Source organism: Aeromonas bestiarum, assembly GCF_028751155.1.
GTDB classification, from domain to species: Bacteria; Pseudomonadota; Gammaproteobacteria; order Enterobacterales; family Aeromonadaceae; genus Aeromonas; species Aeromonas bestiarum.
Map to the genome: position 1 here is coordinate 1,138,568 of NZ_CP064746.1, position 16,997 is coordinate 1,155,564.

At 63.5% G+C, this 16,997-nt stretch carries 14 protein-coding genes; 4 read left to right on the forward strand and 10 right to left on the reverse strand.

Going from position 1 to position 16,997, the window contains the following annotated elements; translation table 11 throughout:
- Positions 1 to 39 precede the first annotated feature (39 nt).
- Positions 40 to 291, forward strand: a complete 252-nt coding sequence (locus IU367_RS05605; RefSeq protein ID WP_156140160.1) for a hypothetical protein — start codon at positions 40 to 42, stop codon at positions 289 to 291.
- A complete protein-coding gene (locus tag IU367_RS05610) occupies positions 291 to 506 on the forward strand; it encodes a hypothetical protein (RefSeq protein WP_274453649.1) in 216 nt (71 codons plus the stop codon). The genes IU367_RS05605 and IU367_RS05610 overlap by 1 nt, the downstream gene beginning before the upstream one ends.
- A gap of 7 nt (positions 507 to 513) precedes the next feature.
- Here the strand turns inward: IU367_RS05610 and IU367_RS05615 are convergent, their stop codons facing one another.
- Positions 514 to 1,110: an HAD family hydrolase gene (locus IU367_RS05615; protein WP_241278499.1), complete on the reverse strand. Its 597-nt coding sequence runs from the start codon at positions 1,108 to 1,110 to the stop codon at positions 514 to 516.
- 186 nt (positions 1,111 to 1,296) lie between these two features.
- Between IU367_RS05615 and IU367_RS05620 the strand changes: the two genes are divergently transcribed.
- Positions 1,297 to 2,661, forward strand: a complete 1,365-nt coding sequence (locus IU367_RS05620) for an MDR family MFS transporter (protein WP_241278498.1) — start codon at positions 1,297 to 1,299, stop codon at positions 2,659 to 2,661.
- An 84-nt stretch (positions 2,662 to 2,745) separates the two neighbouring features.
- Here IU367_RS05620 and nifJ read toward each other — a convergent pair whose 3' ends face one another.
- From nifJ to pnuC, 9 genes are all read right to left on the reverse strand, one after another.
- Positions 2,746 to 6,276, reverse strand: coding sequence for a pyruvate:ferredoxin (flavodoxin) oxidoreductase (gene nifJ, locus IU367_RS05625; protein ID WP_274453650.1), 3,531 nt, complete (start codon positions 6,274 to 6,276; stop codon positions 2,746 to 2,748).
- 409 nt (positions 6,277 to 6,685) lie between these two features.
- Entirely contained in the window at positions 6,686 to 7,822 is a 1,137-nt protein-coding gene (locus tag IU367_RS05630; RefSeq protein ID WP_274453651.1) for an MFS transporter, read from the reverse strand.
- Positions 7,823 to 7,832: 10 nt separating this feature from the next.
- Entirely contained in the window at positions 7,833 to 9,392 is a 1,560-nt protein-coding gene (locus tag IU367_RS05635; RefSeq protein WP_274453652.1) for an ABC-F family ATP-binding cassette domain-containing protein, read from the reverse strand.
- Between the two features lie 369 nt (positions 9,393 to 9,761).
- Complete coding sequence (locus tag IU367_RS05640) at positions 9,762 to 11,468, reverse strand: alpha-glucosidase (protein WP_274454347.1); 1,707 nt, start codon at positions 11,466 to 11,468, stop codon at positions 9,762 to 9,764.
- 188 nt (positions 11,469 to 11,656) lie between these two features.
- Positions 11,657 to 12,037, reverse strand: a complete 381-nt coding sequence (locus IU367_RS05645) for a DUF1622 domain-containing protein (RefSeq protein ID WP_241278492.1) — start codon at positions 12,035 to 12,037, stop codon at positions 11,657 to 11,659.
- Between the two features lie 78 nt (positions 12,038 to 12,115).
- Positions 12,116 to 12,433, reverse strand: coding sequence for a N(4)-acetylcytidine aminohydrolase (gene yqfB / locus IU367_RS05650; protein ID WP_274453653.1), 318 nt, complete (start codon positions 12,431 to 12,433; stop codon positions 12,116 to 12,118).
- Positions 12,434 to 12,467: 34 nt separating this feature from the next.
- Complete coding sequence (locus tag IU367_RS05655; RefSeq protein WP_274453654.1) at positions 12,468 to 13,139, reverse strand: Crp/Fnr family transcriptional regulator; 672 nt, start codon at positions 13,137 to 13,139, stop codon at positions 12,468 to 12,470.
- A 128-nt stretch (positions 13,140 to 13,267) separates the two neighbouring features.
- A complete protein-coding gene (locus IU367_RS05660) occupies positions 13,268 to 13,993 on the reverse strand; it encodes a nucleoside phosphorylase (protein ID WP_274453655.1) in 726 nt (241 codons plus the stop codon).
- Positions 13,990 to 14,712: a nicotinamide riboside transporter PnuC gene (gene pnuC, locus IU367_RS05665; RefSeq protein ID WP_043135629.1), complete on the reverse strand. Its 723-nt coding sequence runs from the start codon at positions 14,710 to 14,712 to the stop codon at positions 13,990 to 13,992. The genes IU367_RS05660 and pnuC overlap by 4 nt, the downstream gene beginning before the upstream one ends.
- Before the next feature lie 296 nt (positions 14,713 to 15,008).
- Between pnuC and IU367_RS05670 the strand changes: the two genes are divergently transcribed.
- Positions 15,009 to 16,841, forward strand: a complete 1,833-nt coding sequence (locus IU367_RS05670; protein ID WP_098983016.1) for an SLC13 family permease — start codon at positions 15,009 to 15,011, stop codon at positions 16,839 to 16,841.
- Positions 16,842 to 16,997 lie beyond the last annotated feature (156 nt).

Genomic DNA, 16,997 nt, shown 5'->3' on the forward strand with positions numbered 1-16,997 from the left:
GCCGGTGTAGAGTGGGGGTCCAATGCCTCGGAGCCCGCCATGTCTCGCTATCACTTCTTCAAACAAGGTCAGTCATTTACCTATCTCGATACCTGGGCTGTCGGTTATGACGATGAGCGTCGCCAACTGGTCGAGCAGGGGTTTGTGACTGTCGTTGCCCCCTCTTTTGCCGATACCCCGGCCGAGGCGCTGACATTGTTGCAGGATCATGAGGCGCTGGAAGAGGAGCGCAGGGTGCACAATCCGTGGTACACAGTCGCCGGCATTCTCGGCCTGCTGGGGATGAGCTGATGGCCCTGTCTGGCAAGGGGGCCGGCGTTGCCACGCTGCTGCGCTGGTCTGTCTTGAAAGGGCCGCTCTGTCGCGGCCTGTTCAGCGCCCTGTTTATCTATCTGGCGTCCCTGCCAGAGGATCTCTATTTCATTTTCCATTGGGAGATGGCCCTGGGCCTCTTCCTGCTCGCCTTCCTTGGCGGACTCTGGCAGCAGTGGCGGGCGCGTCGCTAACCCGGTCTCACACCCGCTGCAGTTCGCCTTCGGTGGCCAGCAGGGTGGCCATACCGCCGGCCTTGCCTGCCTGAATGCCGATCTGGGTATCTTCGAACACCAGGCAGTTGGCGGGATTGGCGCCGAGCAGCTCGGCCACTTTCAGGAAGGTGTCGGGGTGGGGCTTGTGGTTGTCGATGTCATCGGCGCTGACCAGCACAGAGATATAGGCATCCAGACCGGTATTTTTCAAAATGCGCTGCGCATGATCCCGCGATGAGCCCGTGCCTATGCCCATGGGCACCTTGCCGTGGCAGCGCTTGACCAGCTCCCACATGGCGGGAAACACGCTGACCTTGTCGATATGCGCCAGATAGAGCGCCACCTTGCGTCGGGTGAAGGCATCCACATCGATCTCCAGCCCATGCTGCTCGGCCAGGATGGCGACTATCTTGCGGGTGGGAATGCCGCCGTATTCATTGAGCCGTGCCCGATCAAACGGCAGACCGAACTCGGCGCTGGTTGCCTCCCAGGCATCCAGATGCAGGGGCATGGAGTCCACCAGAGTGCCATCCATATCGAAAATCAGGGCGTCGTATTGATCAAACCGGAACTGCTCGGACATGGGGCTGCTTCCTCTTGGGGTGTGAACAGCCAGCCTATCAGAATGCAGGAGGCAGTGCCGCGACCGCCGTCATGGTTGCGGGCTGGCGGCGCCATGGCAGTGGTTTTGGCCATCGGCTGGTGATTTATGAGACAATAACAAGTTCTGCGCCGCAGATTCTGGCATTTCAAATTAGCGAGCCCCTATATGTCCCCAAAAACCATCTTCTCGAGCGTGGCCCTGGTGATCGCCCTGGGTTCACTGGAAAAGAGCATAGTCACCACCCCCTTGCCCATCATAGGCGCCGAGCTGAACGCCGGCGCCGCCCTCACCTGGGTGGTCACTGCCTACCTGCTGGCGGCCACCGCCGCCCTGCCCATTTACGGCAAGCTGAGCGACATGTTCGGCCGGGTGCGCATGCTCAACATCGGCATCGGCCTGTTTCTGGCCGGATCCGTGGCCTGCGGCCTGGCCCAGGATCTGCCGACCCTGCTGGCGGCCCGCGTGCTGCAAGGGCTGGGGGGCGGCGGCCTGATTGCGCTCGCCTTCACCGTCATCGCCGACAGCATACCGCCGCGGGAGGTGGGCAAGTATCAGGGCTACATCTCAGCCGTCTATGCGGTCTCCAGCATCGCCGGGCCCCTGCTCGGCGGCTACTTCACCGAACAGCTGAGCTGGCGCTGGATCTTCTGGATCAATCTGCCGCTCGGGGCGCTCGCGCTCTGGCTGGTGAACCGCAACCTGGGCCACCTCAATGTGCGCCGCCACAGTCGCTTCGACTGGAAGGGGGCGGCGCTGCTGATCACCGTCACCACGCTGAGCCTGCTGCTGCTCTCGCCCGAGACGGCGCTGCCCGCCATCTGGCTGGCGGCAGGACTGGCGATAGCCCTGCTGCTGCTGATCCTGGTGGAGCGGCGCGCCCATGACCCCATATTACCTGCCCATCTGGTCCGGCTGCCCGGCTATCTGGTGAGCGTGCTGCTGGCGCTGGCCTCCCAGCTGCTGATGTTTGCCGTGCTGGTCTATCTGCCGTTGCAGATGCAGTGGCAGAAGGGGATGGGAGCCAGCGAGAGCGGTCTCTACATGGTGATCTTCATGGTCTGCATCACGGCGGGAGCCTTCGTCGGCGGCAAGCTGATCGGCCGCACCGGTTACTACAAACGCTTCGTGGTGGTGGGCTTCGCCCTGTCGGCGCTGGCGCTGTGGCAGATCCATTTCGATGTCTGGGCCAATCTGGGGCTGGGCTTCGCCGGTCTGGGGCTGGGCCTGGTGCTGCCGGCGCTCTCCGTGGTGGTGCAAAATGCCCTGCCACGGGAAGATCGCGGCATCGGCATGTCCCTGTTCAACTTCGGCCGTGAGCTGGGGGGCGCGGTCGGGGTCGCCATCTGTTCCGTGCTGTTCCACTCCGCCCTGCCGGCGGGCACCAGCCACAACCTGGCCAGCCTGAGCCCGGCCGAGCTGGCTCCCGGTTTCAGTGCCACCTATATCGGCATGGCGCTGATCGCCACCGCGGCTTTCCTCATCACGCTGCTGGCGTTGAAACGCCACGAGCTGGCCAGCATCCACGCCTGAGCAACCGCTGGCATGCAATAGCAAGAGGGCTCCCCGCGGGGAGCCCTCTTCGTTATCCGGTTTCACTGGTCGCCGGCAGTTTGATCACTCCTGCGAGGGGGCCTCCTTGCCGGCGAGCTGGCTCAGCCAGGCGAAGCGGCGGTTTGCATCCAGCTCCGCCTCCCGGTAGAGCTGGGTGGCGATCTCCGGCAGCTGGCGCTCCAGCCGCTTGAAGCGGGGCTCCTGCTGCAGGGTCTCGGTCAGCGAGGCGTTTGGCGCCCTAGAGTCCAGCGCAAGCGGTGCCTTGCCCTCCTCGCTGCGACGGGGGTCGTAGCGGTAGAGCGGCCAGAAGCCGGTGGCGGTCAGCTGCTTCATCTGTTCGTGGCTCTGGGCCAGATCGTAGCCGTGCTCCTCGCAGGGGCTGTAGGCGATGATGAGCGATGGGCCCGGATAGGCTTCCGCTTCCTGAATGGCCTTCACCGTCTGGTTCATCTGGGCGCCGAGGGAGATCTGCGCCACATAGACGTGGCCATACATCATGATGCTGGCACCGAGATCCTTGCGCCCCTTGCGCTTGCCCTGCTCGCCAAACTTGGTGATGGCGCCGAGCGGCGTCGCCTTGGACTGCTGGCCGCCGGTGTTGGAGTAGCACTGGGTGTCGAGCACCAGCACATTGATGTTCTCCCCCAGACTCAGCACGTGGTCGAGCCCGCCGAAACCGATGTCATAGGCCCAGCCATCGCCGCCGATGAGCCAGACCGACTTGTCCACCAGGTGATCCGCATCCTTCGCCAACTCAGCCGCGCCAGGCTCGGTGCGACCCTGCAGCAGGCTGCGCAGCTGCTCAATGTGGGCGCGCTGCTCGGAGACCGGCAGGCTGGCGTCTTGCAGCCCCTGTTGCAGCTCGGCCGGAACGGCGTCCCCCAGACCGGTCAACAGGCGGCGTACCCGCTCACGGTGCTGATCCACGGTGAGCCTGAAGCCCAAGCCAAATTCGGCGTTGTCTTCGAACAAGGAGTTGGCCCAGGCTGGGCCACGGCCCTCGGCGTTGGTGGTGTAGGGGGTGGTGGGCAGGTTGCCGCCATAGATGGAGGAGCAGCCGGTGGCGTTGGCGATCAGCAGCCTGTCCCCGTAGAGCTGGGTCAGCAGCTTGATGTAGGGAGTCTCGCCGCAGCCGGAGCAGGCGCCCGAGTATTCGAACAGCGGCGAGATGAGCTGGGAGGTGCGAATGTCGATGCGCTCCAGCTGCTCGGCCGTGCGCTCGGGCAAGTCCAGGAAGAAGTCGTAGTTCGCCTTCTGGGCATCGAGATGGTCGAGCCTGGACGCCATGTTGATCGCCTTGCGGCTCGGATCGGTGCGATCCTTGGCCGGGCAGACCTCGACGCAGAGGTTGCAGCCGGTGCAATCCTCAGGCGCCACCTGCAGCACATATTGCTGGCCGCGCATGTCGCGGGCTTTCACATCCAGCGCATCCAGGGTCGCGGGGGCACCCTCGAGCGCGTCCTTGTCCACCACCTTGGCGCGGATGGCCGAGTGCGGGCAGGCGGCCACACAGTAGTTGCACTGGGTGCAGAGATCCGCCTGCCAGATCGGCACCTCCTTGGCGATGTTGCGCTTCTCCCAACGGGTGGTGCCCACCGGCCAGGTGCCGTCCGGCGGGAAGGCGGAGACCGGCAGGCTGTCGCCGAGCCCCGCCAGCATGGCGGCGGTGACGGTCTGGACGAAGTCGGGGGCCTTGGCGGACACCACGGGGGGGCGCTGGTGGCTGGAGTGGTCAAGCGCCTGCAGCGGCACCGGGATCAGCGCCTCGCAGGTGGCGGCCAGCGCCTGCCAGTTGCGCTCGACCAGCTCGGCGCTCTTGTTGCCGTAGCTAGCTGCGATGGCCTGCTTGAGCAACTCGGTGGCCTCTGCCGGCGGTATGATGGCGGTGAGCTGGAAGAAGGCCATCTGCATCACGGTATTGATGCGGCTGCCGAGCTGGCACTCCCGGGCAATTTTGGCGGCGTTGATGGTGTAGAGGCGGGCGCGCTTCTCGTGCAGCACCTGTTGCACCTCTTGCGGCAGTCGCTGCCAGATCTGATCGGCGTCGTAGGGGCTGTTGAGCAGGAAGATGCCGTTCGGCTTGAGTCGCTCCGCCATCTGGTACATGTCGATGAACTGCCACTGGTGGCAGCCGATGAAGTCCGCCTCGTCCACCAGGTAGGCCGACTGTACCGGCCGTTCATTCACCCTCAGGTGGGAGACGGTGAGGCCGCCCGCCTTCTTGGAGTCGTAGACGAAATAGCCCTGGGGATAGAGCTCTGTGTGGTTGCCGAGGATCTTGATGCTGTTCTTGGCCGCCGAGACGGTGCCGTCGCTGCCAAGGCCGTAGAATAGTGCCTCCAGCTTGCTCTGGCTTGGATAATCCAACGTCGGCAGCGGCAGGGAGAGGCCGGTGACGTCGTCGAAGATGCCGACGGTGAAGCGCGGCCTTGGGTTGTCCAGCATCAGCTCATCGAAGATGGCCTGCACACAGGCCGGATTGAACTCCTTGGAGGAGAGGCCGTAGCGACCGCCGATGACCCGCGGCAGGTTGGCACGCTCGCCCCGGCTGACCGCCTCGGCCAGCGCGCTCATCACGTCCAGATAGAGCGGCTCGGCATGGGCACCCGGCTCCTTGGTGCGATCCAGCACCGCAATCTTGCGGGCACTCTCGGGAATGACAGCCAGCAGATGCGAGGCTGAGAAGGGACGGTAGAGGCGCACCTTCACCAGCCCCACCTTCTCCCCTTGCTCAGTCAGCCGCGCTATCACTTCCTCACAGGTGCCGATGGCGGACCCCATCAGCACCAGCACCCGCTCGGCCTCCGGGTGACCCAGATATTCGAACGGCTGGTAGTGACGGCCGGTCTGTTCACCGAAGGCTTGCATCGCCTCGCTCACGTGACGGTAGGCGTCGTCATACCAGGGGTTGGTGGCCTCCCGGCACTGGAAATAGGTGTCCGGGTTGGCGGCGGTGCCGCGAATGACGGGGTGATCCGGGCTCAGGGCGCGCTCGCGGTGGGCACGGATGGCCGCCTCCGGCAGCAGGGCACGCAGGGTATCGTCCGCCAGCGGCACTATTTTGGCTATCTCGTGGGAGGTACGAAAGCCATCGAAGAAGTGGATAAAGGGCAGCCGGCTGTTGAGGCTGGCCACCTGGGAGATCAGGGCAAAATCCTGGGCCTCCTGTACGTTGCTGGCGCAGAGCATGGCGCAGCCAGTTTGGCGCACCGCCATCACGTCCGAGTGATCGCCGAAGATGGACAAGGCATGGGTCGCGACGGTACGCGCCGCCACGTGGAGCACGAAGGGAATGAGCTGACCCGCCAACTTGTAGAGGTTGGGGATCATCAGCAGCAGGCCCTGGGATGAGGTAAAGGAGGTCGCCAGTGCGCCTGTCTGCAAGGCGCCGTGGACGGTGGCGATGGCCCCGCCCTCCGACTGCATCTCGACCACGCGAGGCACGTCGCCCCACAGGTTCAGGCCCCGATCGCTCGACCAGGCCGACGCCTGCTCCGCCATGCTGGAGCTGGGGGTGATGGGGTAGATGGCGATGACTTCGCTGGTGCGGTACGCCACTGAGGCGACCGCGTTGTTACCGTCTGTGGTGATCATGAGTTGTCCACTTGCTATGCCAGTTTGAAGGCCGGTTGCAGGCAACCGGCCATGGATAGGTCGCAGGCATAGTAAGAGGGTTGGAGAGAAGGCATCAAACGGGATAAATAATCAGTGAATACATCTTTTATTCATTGTCCGCACCCTGAACGCAATGGGATCTATTTGCCTCAGCGCATTTGGCGGTGGATATGAGCAAGCTGAAATGCGCTTTTTACGTCAGATAAATCAATAGATTAAGATACTTCATCGCGAGAGCTGAGCCTGGTATGAGGGCCAGCGAGTATGGTGTGAGTGGGAAGCGTGCGGGCTGGCAGTGCCGGCACAGTGAGATATGGGGCCGCCGATCCTGGCGGATGGGCGGCCCGTGTACGGGATGGGCGTGGGCCCGAAGTACGCGCTCCCTTTTTCAGCCGGCGGGCTTGACGGGGCGCAGCAGCGCAATGGCGCTGCCGAACAGCAGCATGGCCAGCAGCGCCATGGCCAGAGGCCCGGCACTGTAGGCGAACCCGGCGACGGCGGACCAGAGCGCGACCCCGAGGTGCATCATGGTCATCGCCAGCGACATCAGCATGCCTCTGTGAGCGCTGGAGAGCTGCGCAATATAGCCCTGCAGTGCCGGCGAGCCTATGCCGCCCGCCAGCGCCCACAGCAGCAGTATCGGCAGCATGAGTTGCCCGGCCGGAGAGAGATAGAAGCAGACGCTGACCAGCAGGCAGACCATCAAGGCCAGGCGCATCAGGGTACGCCCGCTTTCGACCCGGCCAGAGAGGCGGGGCATCAGCAGGTTGCCGACGACGCTGATGATGCCAAGCAGGGCGTACAAGCCCCCCACGGACCCGATGGACCACTCCTGGGCATCGCGCAGGTGCTGACCGACGAGATTGAACAGACCTATGCCGCCGCCAAGGCCCAGGCACATGGCCAGCAGGGCCCCGACCGCGCCCGGGATGGCCAGCAGGCGGGGGTCCTTGTCCTCCTGATGCGCAGCCGATTTTTCTGCCGGATCTTGACCTGCGGGCAGCAAGGTCAGCGCCGCCGCCACCCCCCAGGCGCACACGCCGAGCAGGATGAAGGCAGCCCGCCAGGAGAGCCATTGGGTCAGCAGAGCCCCGATGGCCGGGCTCGCTATCATGCCCAGGGTCAGGCCTGCCTGGACCCAGGCAATGCGCTTCATGGCGTCTGTCCCCGCGCTGTCTGCGGCCATGGCAAAGGCGATGGGCAGCATGCCGGCACTGGCGAGGCCGGTGAGCACCCGGCTTGCCAGCCCCCATTCAAAGCTCACCACCAGACCCGTGACCACAGAGGCGGCGCCAAACAGCAGGGTGGCAGGCAGCATCACCTTCATTCGGCCCAGACGATCCGAGAGGGTACCCAGCAAGGGGGCTATCATCGCCAGCGCCAGGCTGTAGGCCGTGATGAAGAGGGTCACGCGCTCGGGCTGAACCCCCAGCTCCCGGCCTATGGGCGCCAGTATGGGGCCCAGCATAAGTTCATCGGCACCCACCAGGAATGCAATCAAGAACAGTAATATTTTCAATAACATATCTTCTACCTTAACGATGCTCAATGTGGTCGGCGGCGGTGAGGGACGGGATCTCCACCACCCGATCCGGCCAGTGGGCGACGAACTCCCGTTCGTGGCAGACCAGCACCACGGTACCTGGATAGTCCTGCAATGCCTGTTGCAGGGCCGCTTTGACGCCGGCATCCAGGTGCGTGGTCGGTTCATCCAGCACCAGCAGGTTGCTGGGTTGCAGGGCCAGTCGGCACAGCTTGACTCTGGTCTGCTCGCCACCACTGAGGGAGGCAATCGGCTGCACGGCCTGCTTTCCCGTGATGCCAAACCGCGCCAGATGCTGCCGGGCCGCGTTGTCATCCACGCCCGGGCACACAGCTTTCACCAGATTGACAGGTGTGGCATCCGGGTAGCGCCAGCACAGCGCCTGCTCGAAATAACCGAGCTTGAGCGCCGGTGACAGGGCGAGCTGACCGGCCAGCGCGGGCAGTTCCCCCACCAGGGTTTTCAGCAGAGTGGACTTGCCTATGCCGTTGAACCCGGCAATCACCAGCTTGTCGCCACGGCTCAGGGTCAGCGAGATGGGCGCCAGCAAGGGGCCTTGATAGCCAATGACCAGTTTCGAGGCGGCGATCAGCTGCTGGCCATTGTGCGGGGCCGAGCGAAACGAGAAGGAGAGGGGCTTCTCCTGTCCCGGTGCGGCCAGCCTGTCTATGCGTGCCAGCTGCTTCTTGCGGCCATTGGCGATGCTGGCATTGACCCCGGCCCCATTTTTGTCGATGAACCGTTCCAGCTTGTCGATATGTCGCTGCTGCGCCAGATATTGCCTCCCGTGGGCGGCATCCTCGCTGGCTTTCTGGGCCATGGCCTTGTCGACATTGCCCTTGAACTTGCGGATTTTCTGCCTGTCTATGTCGCAAATGGCCGTGGCAATCCGGTTCAGGAAGGCCTGGTCGTGGGAGACCAGCATAAAGGCTCCCTTGAAGCCGCCCAGATAGTCCGCCAGCCAGTCGAGGTGACGGGTATCCAGATAATTGGTCGGCTCGTCCAGCAACAGGACATCCGGCGCGAGCAACAGCAGGCGGGCCAGCATGACCTTGTGCCTTTGTCCACCGCTCAATTCCCCCAGCCGGGTATGCATGCCCAATGGCGTGATCCCCAGGCCATCAGCCACCGCATCTATGTGGCTGTCGATCTGATAAAACGACCGGCTTTCCAGGCTGGCCTGAAGGGTGGCGGCGCGTGCTAGGTGGCGGGCTTGGGCACTTTTCGCCGGGCAGGCGTAGATGGCCATCATCTCGGCCTCCTGCCGGTAGAGATCCGCAAAGGCGGATTGCAGCTGATCGCGCACCCTGGTCTGCGGATCCATCTCGCCATGCTGATCCAGATAACCGAGGCGCACCGCGGGCTGCCAGAGGATGTCGCCTCCGTCGGGCAACAGCTCCGCCTGCAGCAGTTTCAGCAGGGTGCTTTTCCCCGCGCCGTTTTTGCCCGTGACGCCGATATGCTCACCGGCGAAGAGGGTGAAGTTGGCCTGCTGGTAGAGGGTCTTGTCACCCAGGTGACAAGTCAGGTTTTGAATGGTGAGTAAACTCATGGTGCTACATCCATAAAAAACGGGGGGCGGTACTTGGCGTACCGGCCCCCCGTTTCAAGCAATATTGAAACTTTGTCCTGAATATCAGAAACAAAAAGGCCGGCGATGAAGCATCTCGCCGGCCTGAGTCTCCTGTTTTCATCAGATGCGGGGCAGCCTCCCTGTGAGAGGGCATGCACGCAGCTGATGAAGATTCAGAAGAGGAATGGCTCCGGGCAACACTTCATCGTGTTAGTGCACGGAGCACAGCCTCCTGACAGAGCATTTGAACAGGATGTACAACATGGAAAAGCAGTCCAACAAAAATTCTGGTCGCAAAGTACACAGAACCCGCCTGCGAGTCAAATGACCGTCGGTTGAACATTTGACTCAAGCGCTCGCTACTCGTGGTGCAAGGTGATGCAATCCAGGCCACCGCTGCCCCTGAGCAGGGCCTCCGCCTGGTTCAATCCCTCCCTGTGGCTGCTCGCTTGCCTGCATCAGCCAGACGGCGGCCTGATAGGGGGCGAAGGTGGCCGTGGGTGCGTCCGGGTAGTTGCCCATCAGCAGGGTGGCTTCCTTTTCTACCAGCTCAAGCTGGGGCATGGGCAAGGTGCCCGCGGTGAGGTTGGCGAGCAGCAGCAGGGTGTGCCGCTCTCCGCTTGCCGGATCCTGCCAGTGGCGGCGGTAGCCGATGCGCTCGGGGTCTTCCCCATCCAGCAGCTCGAAGTCGCCGTGGCGAATGACGGGGTGGGCCTTGCGCAATTCAATCAGCTGGCGATAGCAGTGAAACGGCGAGTCGGGGCGGGCCAGCTGCTCGGCGGCATTTATCTCGATGTGGTTGTCGTTGAGCGCGATCCAGGGCTTGGCTGTGCTGAAGCCCGCGTGAGGGCCGGCATCCCACTGCATCGGGGTACGGGCATTGTCGCGGCCGATGGCATCCAGCCGTCGGCTCAGCTCGGCAGGAGCCAGATCCGGCTGGCTGGCACTGTAGTGGATGGCCTCCACATCGCGCAGCTCATCGGCTTGCCAGTGGCGGTTGGTCATGCCGAGCTCCTCTCCCTGATAGATGAAGGGGGTGCCCTGCATCATGTGCAGCACCAGGGCCCAGAGCTTGGCACTCGGCTCGCGCCACTTTGGCCTGTCGTCGCCAAAGCGGGAGACGGCGCGGGGCAGGTCGTGGTTATTGAGAAACAGGCTGTTCCAGCCCTGGCCGTGCAGCCCCTGCTGGTGGCGGACCATGGCCCGCTTGAAGGCGAGGGGGTCAAAATGCGATGCCCACTTGTCCTGCCCCAGCCCCAGGTGTTCGAAGTTGAACACCATGCTGAACTCGCTGCCATTCGGGTTCGAATAGTGCTGCATGTGGGCGAGATCCGCTCCCCAGGTCTCGCCGACCGTGACGATCCCCTTGTTGCCGAAGCTGGCGGCGTTGAGCTCGCGGATATAGTCGTGCAGGCGGGGGCCGTTGCTCATGGCAAGGGGCGACCAGGTCTTGCTCACCATGTCGATCACATCGAAGCGGAACCCCTTTATCCCCTTGGCCAGCCAGAAGTTGATCACCTCCGCCATTTCGGCGCGCACCGCCGGGTTGTCCCAGTCCAGATCGGCCTGGCTCATGTCGAAGTTGTGCAGATAGTAGCGATCAAGCGCCGGTACGTATTGCCAGCCGCTGCCGCCAAAGATGGACTCCACCGGGTGGGCATCGACAAAGGCCTGATCCCGAAACACGTAGTAGGCCTGATAATGGGGATCCCCCGCCAGCGCCTGCCTGAACCACGCGTGCTCGGTGGCGGTGTGGTTGGCGACTATGTCCATCATGATGCCGATGCCGTGAGCGGCCGCATCGCTGATCAGCTGTTCCATCTCGGCCAGGGTGCCGAAGGCGGGGTCTATGGCGCGGTAGTCCTCCACGTCATAGCCGTTGTCCCGCTTGGGGGAGCGATAGACAGGGGTGAGCCACAGCAGGTCGACCCCCAGAGTCGCCAGATAGTCCAGGCGCTGGCAGATGCCCTTGATGTCGCCCATGCCGTCGCCATCGCTGTCCTGAAAGCTCATGGGGTAGATCTGGTAAATCACACAGGTGTCGAGAGGGATCATGGCGCGGGTCGGCTGGGGAAGGGGTAACCCCATTCTAGGCGCTCCGGGTTGGCCTCAACAGGGCGGGGGAGTGGCTGAAAAGGGTTCCATAAGTGACTGATTGTCAAAAGTGAGGGGAGGGTCACAATACCGCCATCCTGTGCCGGGGCAGGGATGGCGGCGCCTTGGCGCAAGCGGCTTCGGGCGTGTTATTGGGCTGCCCTGGCCGGTTCGCCGTGCTGCTCCTGCTGGCGCTCAGCCTGGGCTTCCAGCTCCTTGCCGAGGAAGTAGTTCAGGAAGGTGCGGATCACCGCGATGATGGCGAGACGGATCAGCTCCTCCTTGCTCGGCGCCACTGTGGTGGCCAGTATGTCGGCGGCGAGCTGGAACTCCAGCGCCAGAATGAGCCAGCTGCCAAAACAGAGGCGGATACGGGGGAAACCGGGGGCGTGATCCCGGACTCGTGCCGCCAGCCAGAGCGTCTTGCCAAGCCCTATCACCACGCAGGCGATGGAGATGATCTCCAGCAGCAGCTGGAACAGCTCGACCCCGTGCATCATGCCCTCTTTCAGGCTCGCTATCTCAAACACGTTCGGCTTCTCCACGATTCAAAAGGAACACTATTAACATATTGCTCGGCCAGGGCCAAATCCGGTTCGGGTCATCAATCAGGCAATCAATTTGAATTCAATCACATAGAGTGGCGGCAGGGCGGGGTAGATGTCGCGGATCACCTGTTTGAGCTCAGGGAGGGTCATGTTCTCCTGGCGGGCGTGTTCCTCGCTCAGTTCATCGAAGGCGACCGCAGTGACAGAGATCACCTCTATGGCACCGAACGGCTGCTGCTCGGGATTGGTGAAGAGTGAGAGCCGATGGCCGGGCTGCCATTGGGCTTCGCTTTCGTCGCGTATGGTGATGGTCTTGCGGCCGGCTTGAATATCGGCCACGAAGCGGCTGAAGAAGGTGAACTCGGGATAGGTAGACATGGATGCTCCGATAGGGGTGAAGAGTGAATCGAGATTAAAGGTCGAGATAGGCGCGCAGCCTTGCCAGATCGGCGATGGTGGGGCCGTCAGCGCCCTCGCACACTATCCCCTGTTCGACCAGCTCCTTGAGGGCGCGGCGGTAGACGCGCTCCGTGGTGCCAAAGCGCGCCGCCTCGTGGGAGCGCTTGCGCGAGCCCAGCATGGGGGTACGCTGGCGCTCGCGCCACAGTTCAAAGGCGATGTTGTAGGCGATGGGGTGCAGCAGGCGGCTGGTGGTGATGTCCAGGGTATCCAGATAGTCGCTGGCCAGCGCCGAGGCGAAGAACAGGGTCAGCTCGGGTTCGGCCAGCAGCCGCTGGGCCAGCTTGTGCGCACAGATGACGCTGGCATCCAGCTCTGTCTCGGCCACCACGCTCCACTGCACCGGGGTGGCGCTGAAGAACTCCATCTCGCCGAAGATCTGGCGCTGGCACGCTATCTCCCCGAGCTGAAACAGGCGCCCCGAGTGCACGGCACTGTTGAGGGAGACCCGTCCCGTCGCCACCAGATAGAGGCATTCGCTCAGCTCCCCCTGACGCATGATGGGCTCGCCCGGCAGGTAGCGGCGCAGAAACAGGGTGCAGGCCTCCAGCGCCGCGGCAAAGCGCGGTTCGAGTGCGGCAAGTTCGGCGTGAAAGCGACCGAGGGGATAGGGTTGTTGCTGCATGAGAAACCCGCGCGGGGAAACGAGGGCCATGAGGCTAGCAAGAGCGCAGTCGGGATGCCAGCCCCGGCGCCTCTGAATGTGCCGGGCTTAACGTTTTGCCAGGGCCTTGCGGCCCCGGCAGACCCGGTCTATTGCGCCAGCGCATGGAGCGCGGCTGCGATGGCCAGCCGCTCGCCGGCCATCATGGCCGCCTCTGCGCTGGCGTAGTCGCTTACCCCCTGCTGCACGTCCTGCTCGAAGGCCACCACGTTGCAGAGCACGGCGGCCACCCGCACCTTGCGCAGCCGACCGACCGTGAGCAGGGAGGCCGTCTCCATGTCCGCCCCCAGCAGGCCGCGTTCGTGCCAGGAGCGGCACACCGCCTGCTCGTCATCCCGGTAGAAGCTGTCGTGGGAGCGCACCAGACCGTGCCAGTGAGGCTGGCCGCTGGCGGCGATATGGTCGAGCAGGGCGGCCTGCAGCCGAATGTCGGCGCAGGCGGGGTACTCGGGGGGCAGATAGGCCAGCGAGGCGCCATCGTGGCGCACGGCCCCCTCCACCACGATAAGATCCCCCAGCGCCATCTCATGCTGGAGGGCGCCGGCGGAGCCGACCCGGATGAGTGAGCGGGCACCCGCCTGCACCAGCTCCTCCAGCGCTATGACGGCGGAGGCGCCGCCGATGCCTGTGCTGCAGACGGTGACGGGCAGCCCCTGATGATGGCCGTTGATCAGGCGAAACTCCCGGTTCTGGCCGAGCGACTCGCACCCTTGCAGCTGACTGGCGATGCGATCGACCCGGGCCGGATCGCCGCACAGCACCACCCGCTCGGCAATCTGGTCCGGGCGGCATTGCAGATGGGGCAGCAGGCTCATGCGATCACTTCCTGCTGCGGACGTTTGGCGGCCAGCATCCAGAGGCGGGTGCCGTTGGCGGCGATGAACAGCAGGATCAGGTACTCCAGCGACATGGCGTAGACGCCCTGGGCTGCATAGACGCCGATGCTGATGATGTTGATGACCACCCAGAGGATCCAGTTCTCCACGTATTTGCGGGTCATCAGGATCTGGGCCACCACAGAGAGCACCGTCATGCTGGCATCCCAGAACGGGAAGGCGTCGGGGGAGGGCTCAGGGGTAGCCAGGCCGGCCCCGAACAGGTTGAGCAGGGCGACCGAGGTGCGTGCCAGGGTGGCGAACACGGGGTCGATAAACAGGGTCAGCAGGGCGATGGCCAGCACGCTCAGGGCGGCGGTCACCATCAGCTTGGACTTGCTCAGCCAGCGGATCTGCAGGCTGTCACCCTGCTCGTTGGCGGGGCGGGTCCAGGCGTACCAGCCGTAGACGTTGGCGCAGAAGAAGAACAGCTGCAGCATCAGCAGGCCGTAGAGCTGGATCTGGAAGAAGATGATGGCAAACAGGCTGACGTTGATGAGGCCGAACAGGTAGTTGATGGTCTTCTCCTGGCTGGCGAACCAGATGCAGGCCAGGCCGAACAGGGTGCCGATGGCTTCAATCCACGACATGGCGTAACCGCCGCCCAGCGGTATGGTCACCAGGGTGTGATTGATGCTGAACCACTCGAATATGCTCATTTTCGTTTCCTTTGAAAATTTGGAAGAAGGGGGTGATCGGAACGAGCCTATTCTAGGGGCTGCGCGGGGGCCAACGCAGGACTTTTGTCCGAGCCGGCCTGAGCCACATCAAAGAATGGATAAAGGGTGGTGGTAAAGGCTCGCCATTTTTTGCGGACCGCAGGGGGCCTCGATATGCGATGATGGCCCTTGCCCTTTATTGATATGTAACAAACCGGGGCAGAACAAGCTGTGGTCTGATGGAGTCCGCCATTTCACCCATTGTGCAGTGGCTGACATGAACGAAAGGAGCAAGTGTGAATTCCGAACTGATCTGGGTCCTCTGCATGCTGGTGGGCGCCATCTATCTGTTTATTACCAACAAGGTACGCATGGACGTAGTCGCCTTGTTGATCATCATATTGTTTGTGCTGAGCGGCACTCTGACCCTGCCGGAGGCGCTGGCGGGGTTCAGCGATCCCAACGTCATTCTGATCGCCGCCCTGTTCGTGGTGGGGGAGGGGCTGGTGCGCACCGGTATCGCCTATCAGGTGGGGGACATGCTGGTGAAGGTGGCGGGCAGCAGCGAGATCCGCATGCTGGTGCTGCTGATGGTGGCTGTCTCCCTGCTGGGGGCCGTGATGAGCAGCACAGGGGTGGTGGCCATCTTCATCCCTGTGGTGCTGAGCGTGGCGAACCGCATGGGGATCCCGGCTGGCCGCCTGATGATGCCGCTCGGCTTTGCCGGCCTTATCAGCGGCATGATGACGCTGGTGGCGACCCCGCCCAACATGGTGGTCAACAGTGAGCTGATGCGCCACGGCATCCATGGTTTCGGCTTCTTCGGCTTCACCCCCATGGGGCTGATTATCCTGGTGATGGGCATACTCTACATGCTGTTGATGCGGGGTTCCCTGGTGCGTGAAGGGGAGGAGGGCAAAGGCAAGCAGGCGGGGCGCAGCACAATGCGCGATCTCATTCGCGATTACCGGCTGGCCGGGCGCGCTCGCCGGCTGGCGATCCGGCCCGACTCCCCCCTGATAGGCCAGACCCTGGACGAGCTGCAACTGCGGGCCCGTTATGGTGCCAACGTCATCGGGGTGGAGCGCTGGCGCAAGTTTCGGCGGGTGATGGTGACCGTCTCCGGCGTCACCGAGTTCCAGGCCAAGGACGTGCTGCTGATCGACATGTCCGACCCCGAGGTGGATGTGCGAGAGTTCTGCAGCGAGGCGCGGCTCGAGCCCATGATACTGCGCGGGGAATACTTCTCCGATCAGGCGCGGGAGGTGGGCATGGCCGAGGTGTCGCTCATCCCCGAATCCCGCCTGCTCGGCAAGAGCATTCGCGAGGTGGCCTTTCGCTCCCACTACGGTCTGAGCGTGGTGGGGATCCGCCGCAACGGCGAGGCGCTGACCGGCAAGCTGGTGGATGACCCCTTGCAGATGGGCGACTCCCTGCTGGTGGTGGGCAACTGGAGCCTGATCCGCCTGCTGCAGACCCACAGCCGCGACTTCCTGCTGCTGGGCCTGCCCGCCGAGGTGGACGAGATGGCACCGGCTCGCAGCCAGGCCATCCACGCCCTTATCTGTCTCGGGGTCATGGTGGTGCTGATGGTGACGGATCCCGTGCCCAACGTCATCGCGGCGCTGGTGGCCTGCCTGTTGATGGGCAAGTTCCGCTGCATCGACATGGAGAGTGCCTACAAGTCCATCCACTGGCCCACCCTGATCCTGATCGTCGGCATGCTGCCCTTTGCCCTGGCGCTGCAGAAGACCGGTGGGGTGGACCTGATTGTCGGCGGTCTGATCGCGGCCGTCGGTGAGATGGGCCCTCGCGTGATGCTGGCCAGCCTGTTCGCCCTGTGCGCCCTGATCGGGCTCTTCATCTCCAATACCGCGACGGCTGTGCTGATGGCACCCATTGCGCTGGGAACGGCCCAGCAGATGGGGATCTCCCCCTATCCCTTTGCCATGACCATCGCCATCGCGGCCTCGGCGGCCTTCATGACGCCGGTCTCGTCACCGGTCAATACCCTGGTGCTCGGGCCCGGCAACTACAAGTTCGTGGATTTCGTACGCATCGGCGTGCCCTTCACCCTGCTGGTGATGGTGGTGAGCGTGATCGCCATCCCCTGGTTCTTCCCGTTCTGACCGGGTTGATCCAGGGAAAAGAGAGACAAGCGGCCTGAGGGCCGCTTTTTTGTCGCTCCGCATGAGCTCGGGTGGCAGCAGAGCGAGGGGGGAGCGAGGCAGAGACAGGATGGCAAGGGGAGAGGGCGAAAAACGGGCACAAAAAAACCAGCCTGA

Excerpts from the sequence above, each read along its gene's own strand:
- IU367_RS05615 (WP_241278499.1), bottom strand. The coding sequence starts at position 1,110 with ATGTCCGAGCAGTTCCGGTTTGATCAATACGACGCCCTGATTTTCGAT.
- IU367_RS05635 (WP_274453652.1), bottom strand. The coding sequence starts at position 9,392 with ATGAGTTTACTCACCATTCAAAACCTGACTTGTCACCTGGGTGACAAG.
- IU367_RS05620 (WP_241278498.1), top strand. The coding sequence starts at position 1,297 with ATGTCCCCAAAAACCATCTTCTCGAGCGTGGCCCTGGTGATCGCCCTG.
- yqfB (WP_274453653.1), bottom strand. The coding sequence starts at position 12,433 with ATGTCTACCTATCCCGAGTTCACCTTCTTCAGCCGCTTCGTGGCCGAT.
- IU367_RS05605 (WP_156140160.1), top strand. The coding sequence starts at position 40 with ATGTCTCGCTATCACTTCTTCAAACAAGGTCAGTCATTTACCTATCTC.
- pnuC (WP_043135629.1), bottom strand. The coding sequence starts at position 14,712 with ATGAGCATATTCGAGTGGTTCAGCATCAATCACACCCTGGTGACCATA.
- IU367_RS05630 (WP_274453651.1), bottom strand. The coding sequence starts at position 7,822 with ATGTTATTGAAAATATTACTGTTCTTGATTGCATTCCTGGTGGGTGCC.
- IU367_RS05610 (WP_274453649.1), top strand. The coding sequence starts at position 291 with ATGGCCCTGTCTGGCAAGGGGGCCGGCGTTGCCACGCTGCTGCGCTGG.
- IU367_RS05655 (WP_274453654.1), bottom strand. The coding sequence starts at position 13,139 with ATGCAGCAACAACCCTATCCCCTCGGTCGCTTTCACGCCGAACTTGCC.
- nifJ (WP_274453650.1), bottom strand. The coding sequence starts at position 6,276 with ATGATCACCACAGACGGTAACAACGCGGTCGCCTCAGTGGCGTACCGC.
- IU367_RS05660 (WP_274453655.1), bottom strand. The coding sequence starts at position 13,993 with ATGAGCCTGCTGCCCCATCTGCAATGCCGCCCGGACCAGATTGCCGAG.
- IU367_RS05640 (WP_274454347.1), bottom strand. The coding sequence starts at position 11,468 with ATGATCCCTCTCGACACCTGTGTGATTTACCAGATCTACCCCATGAGC.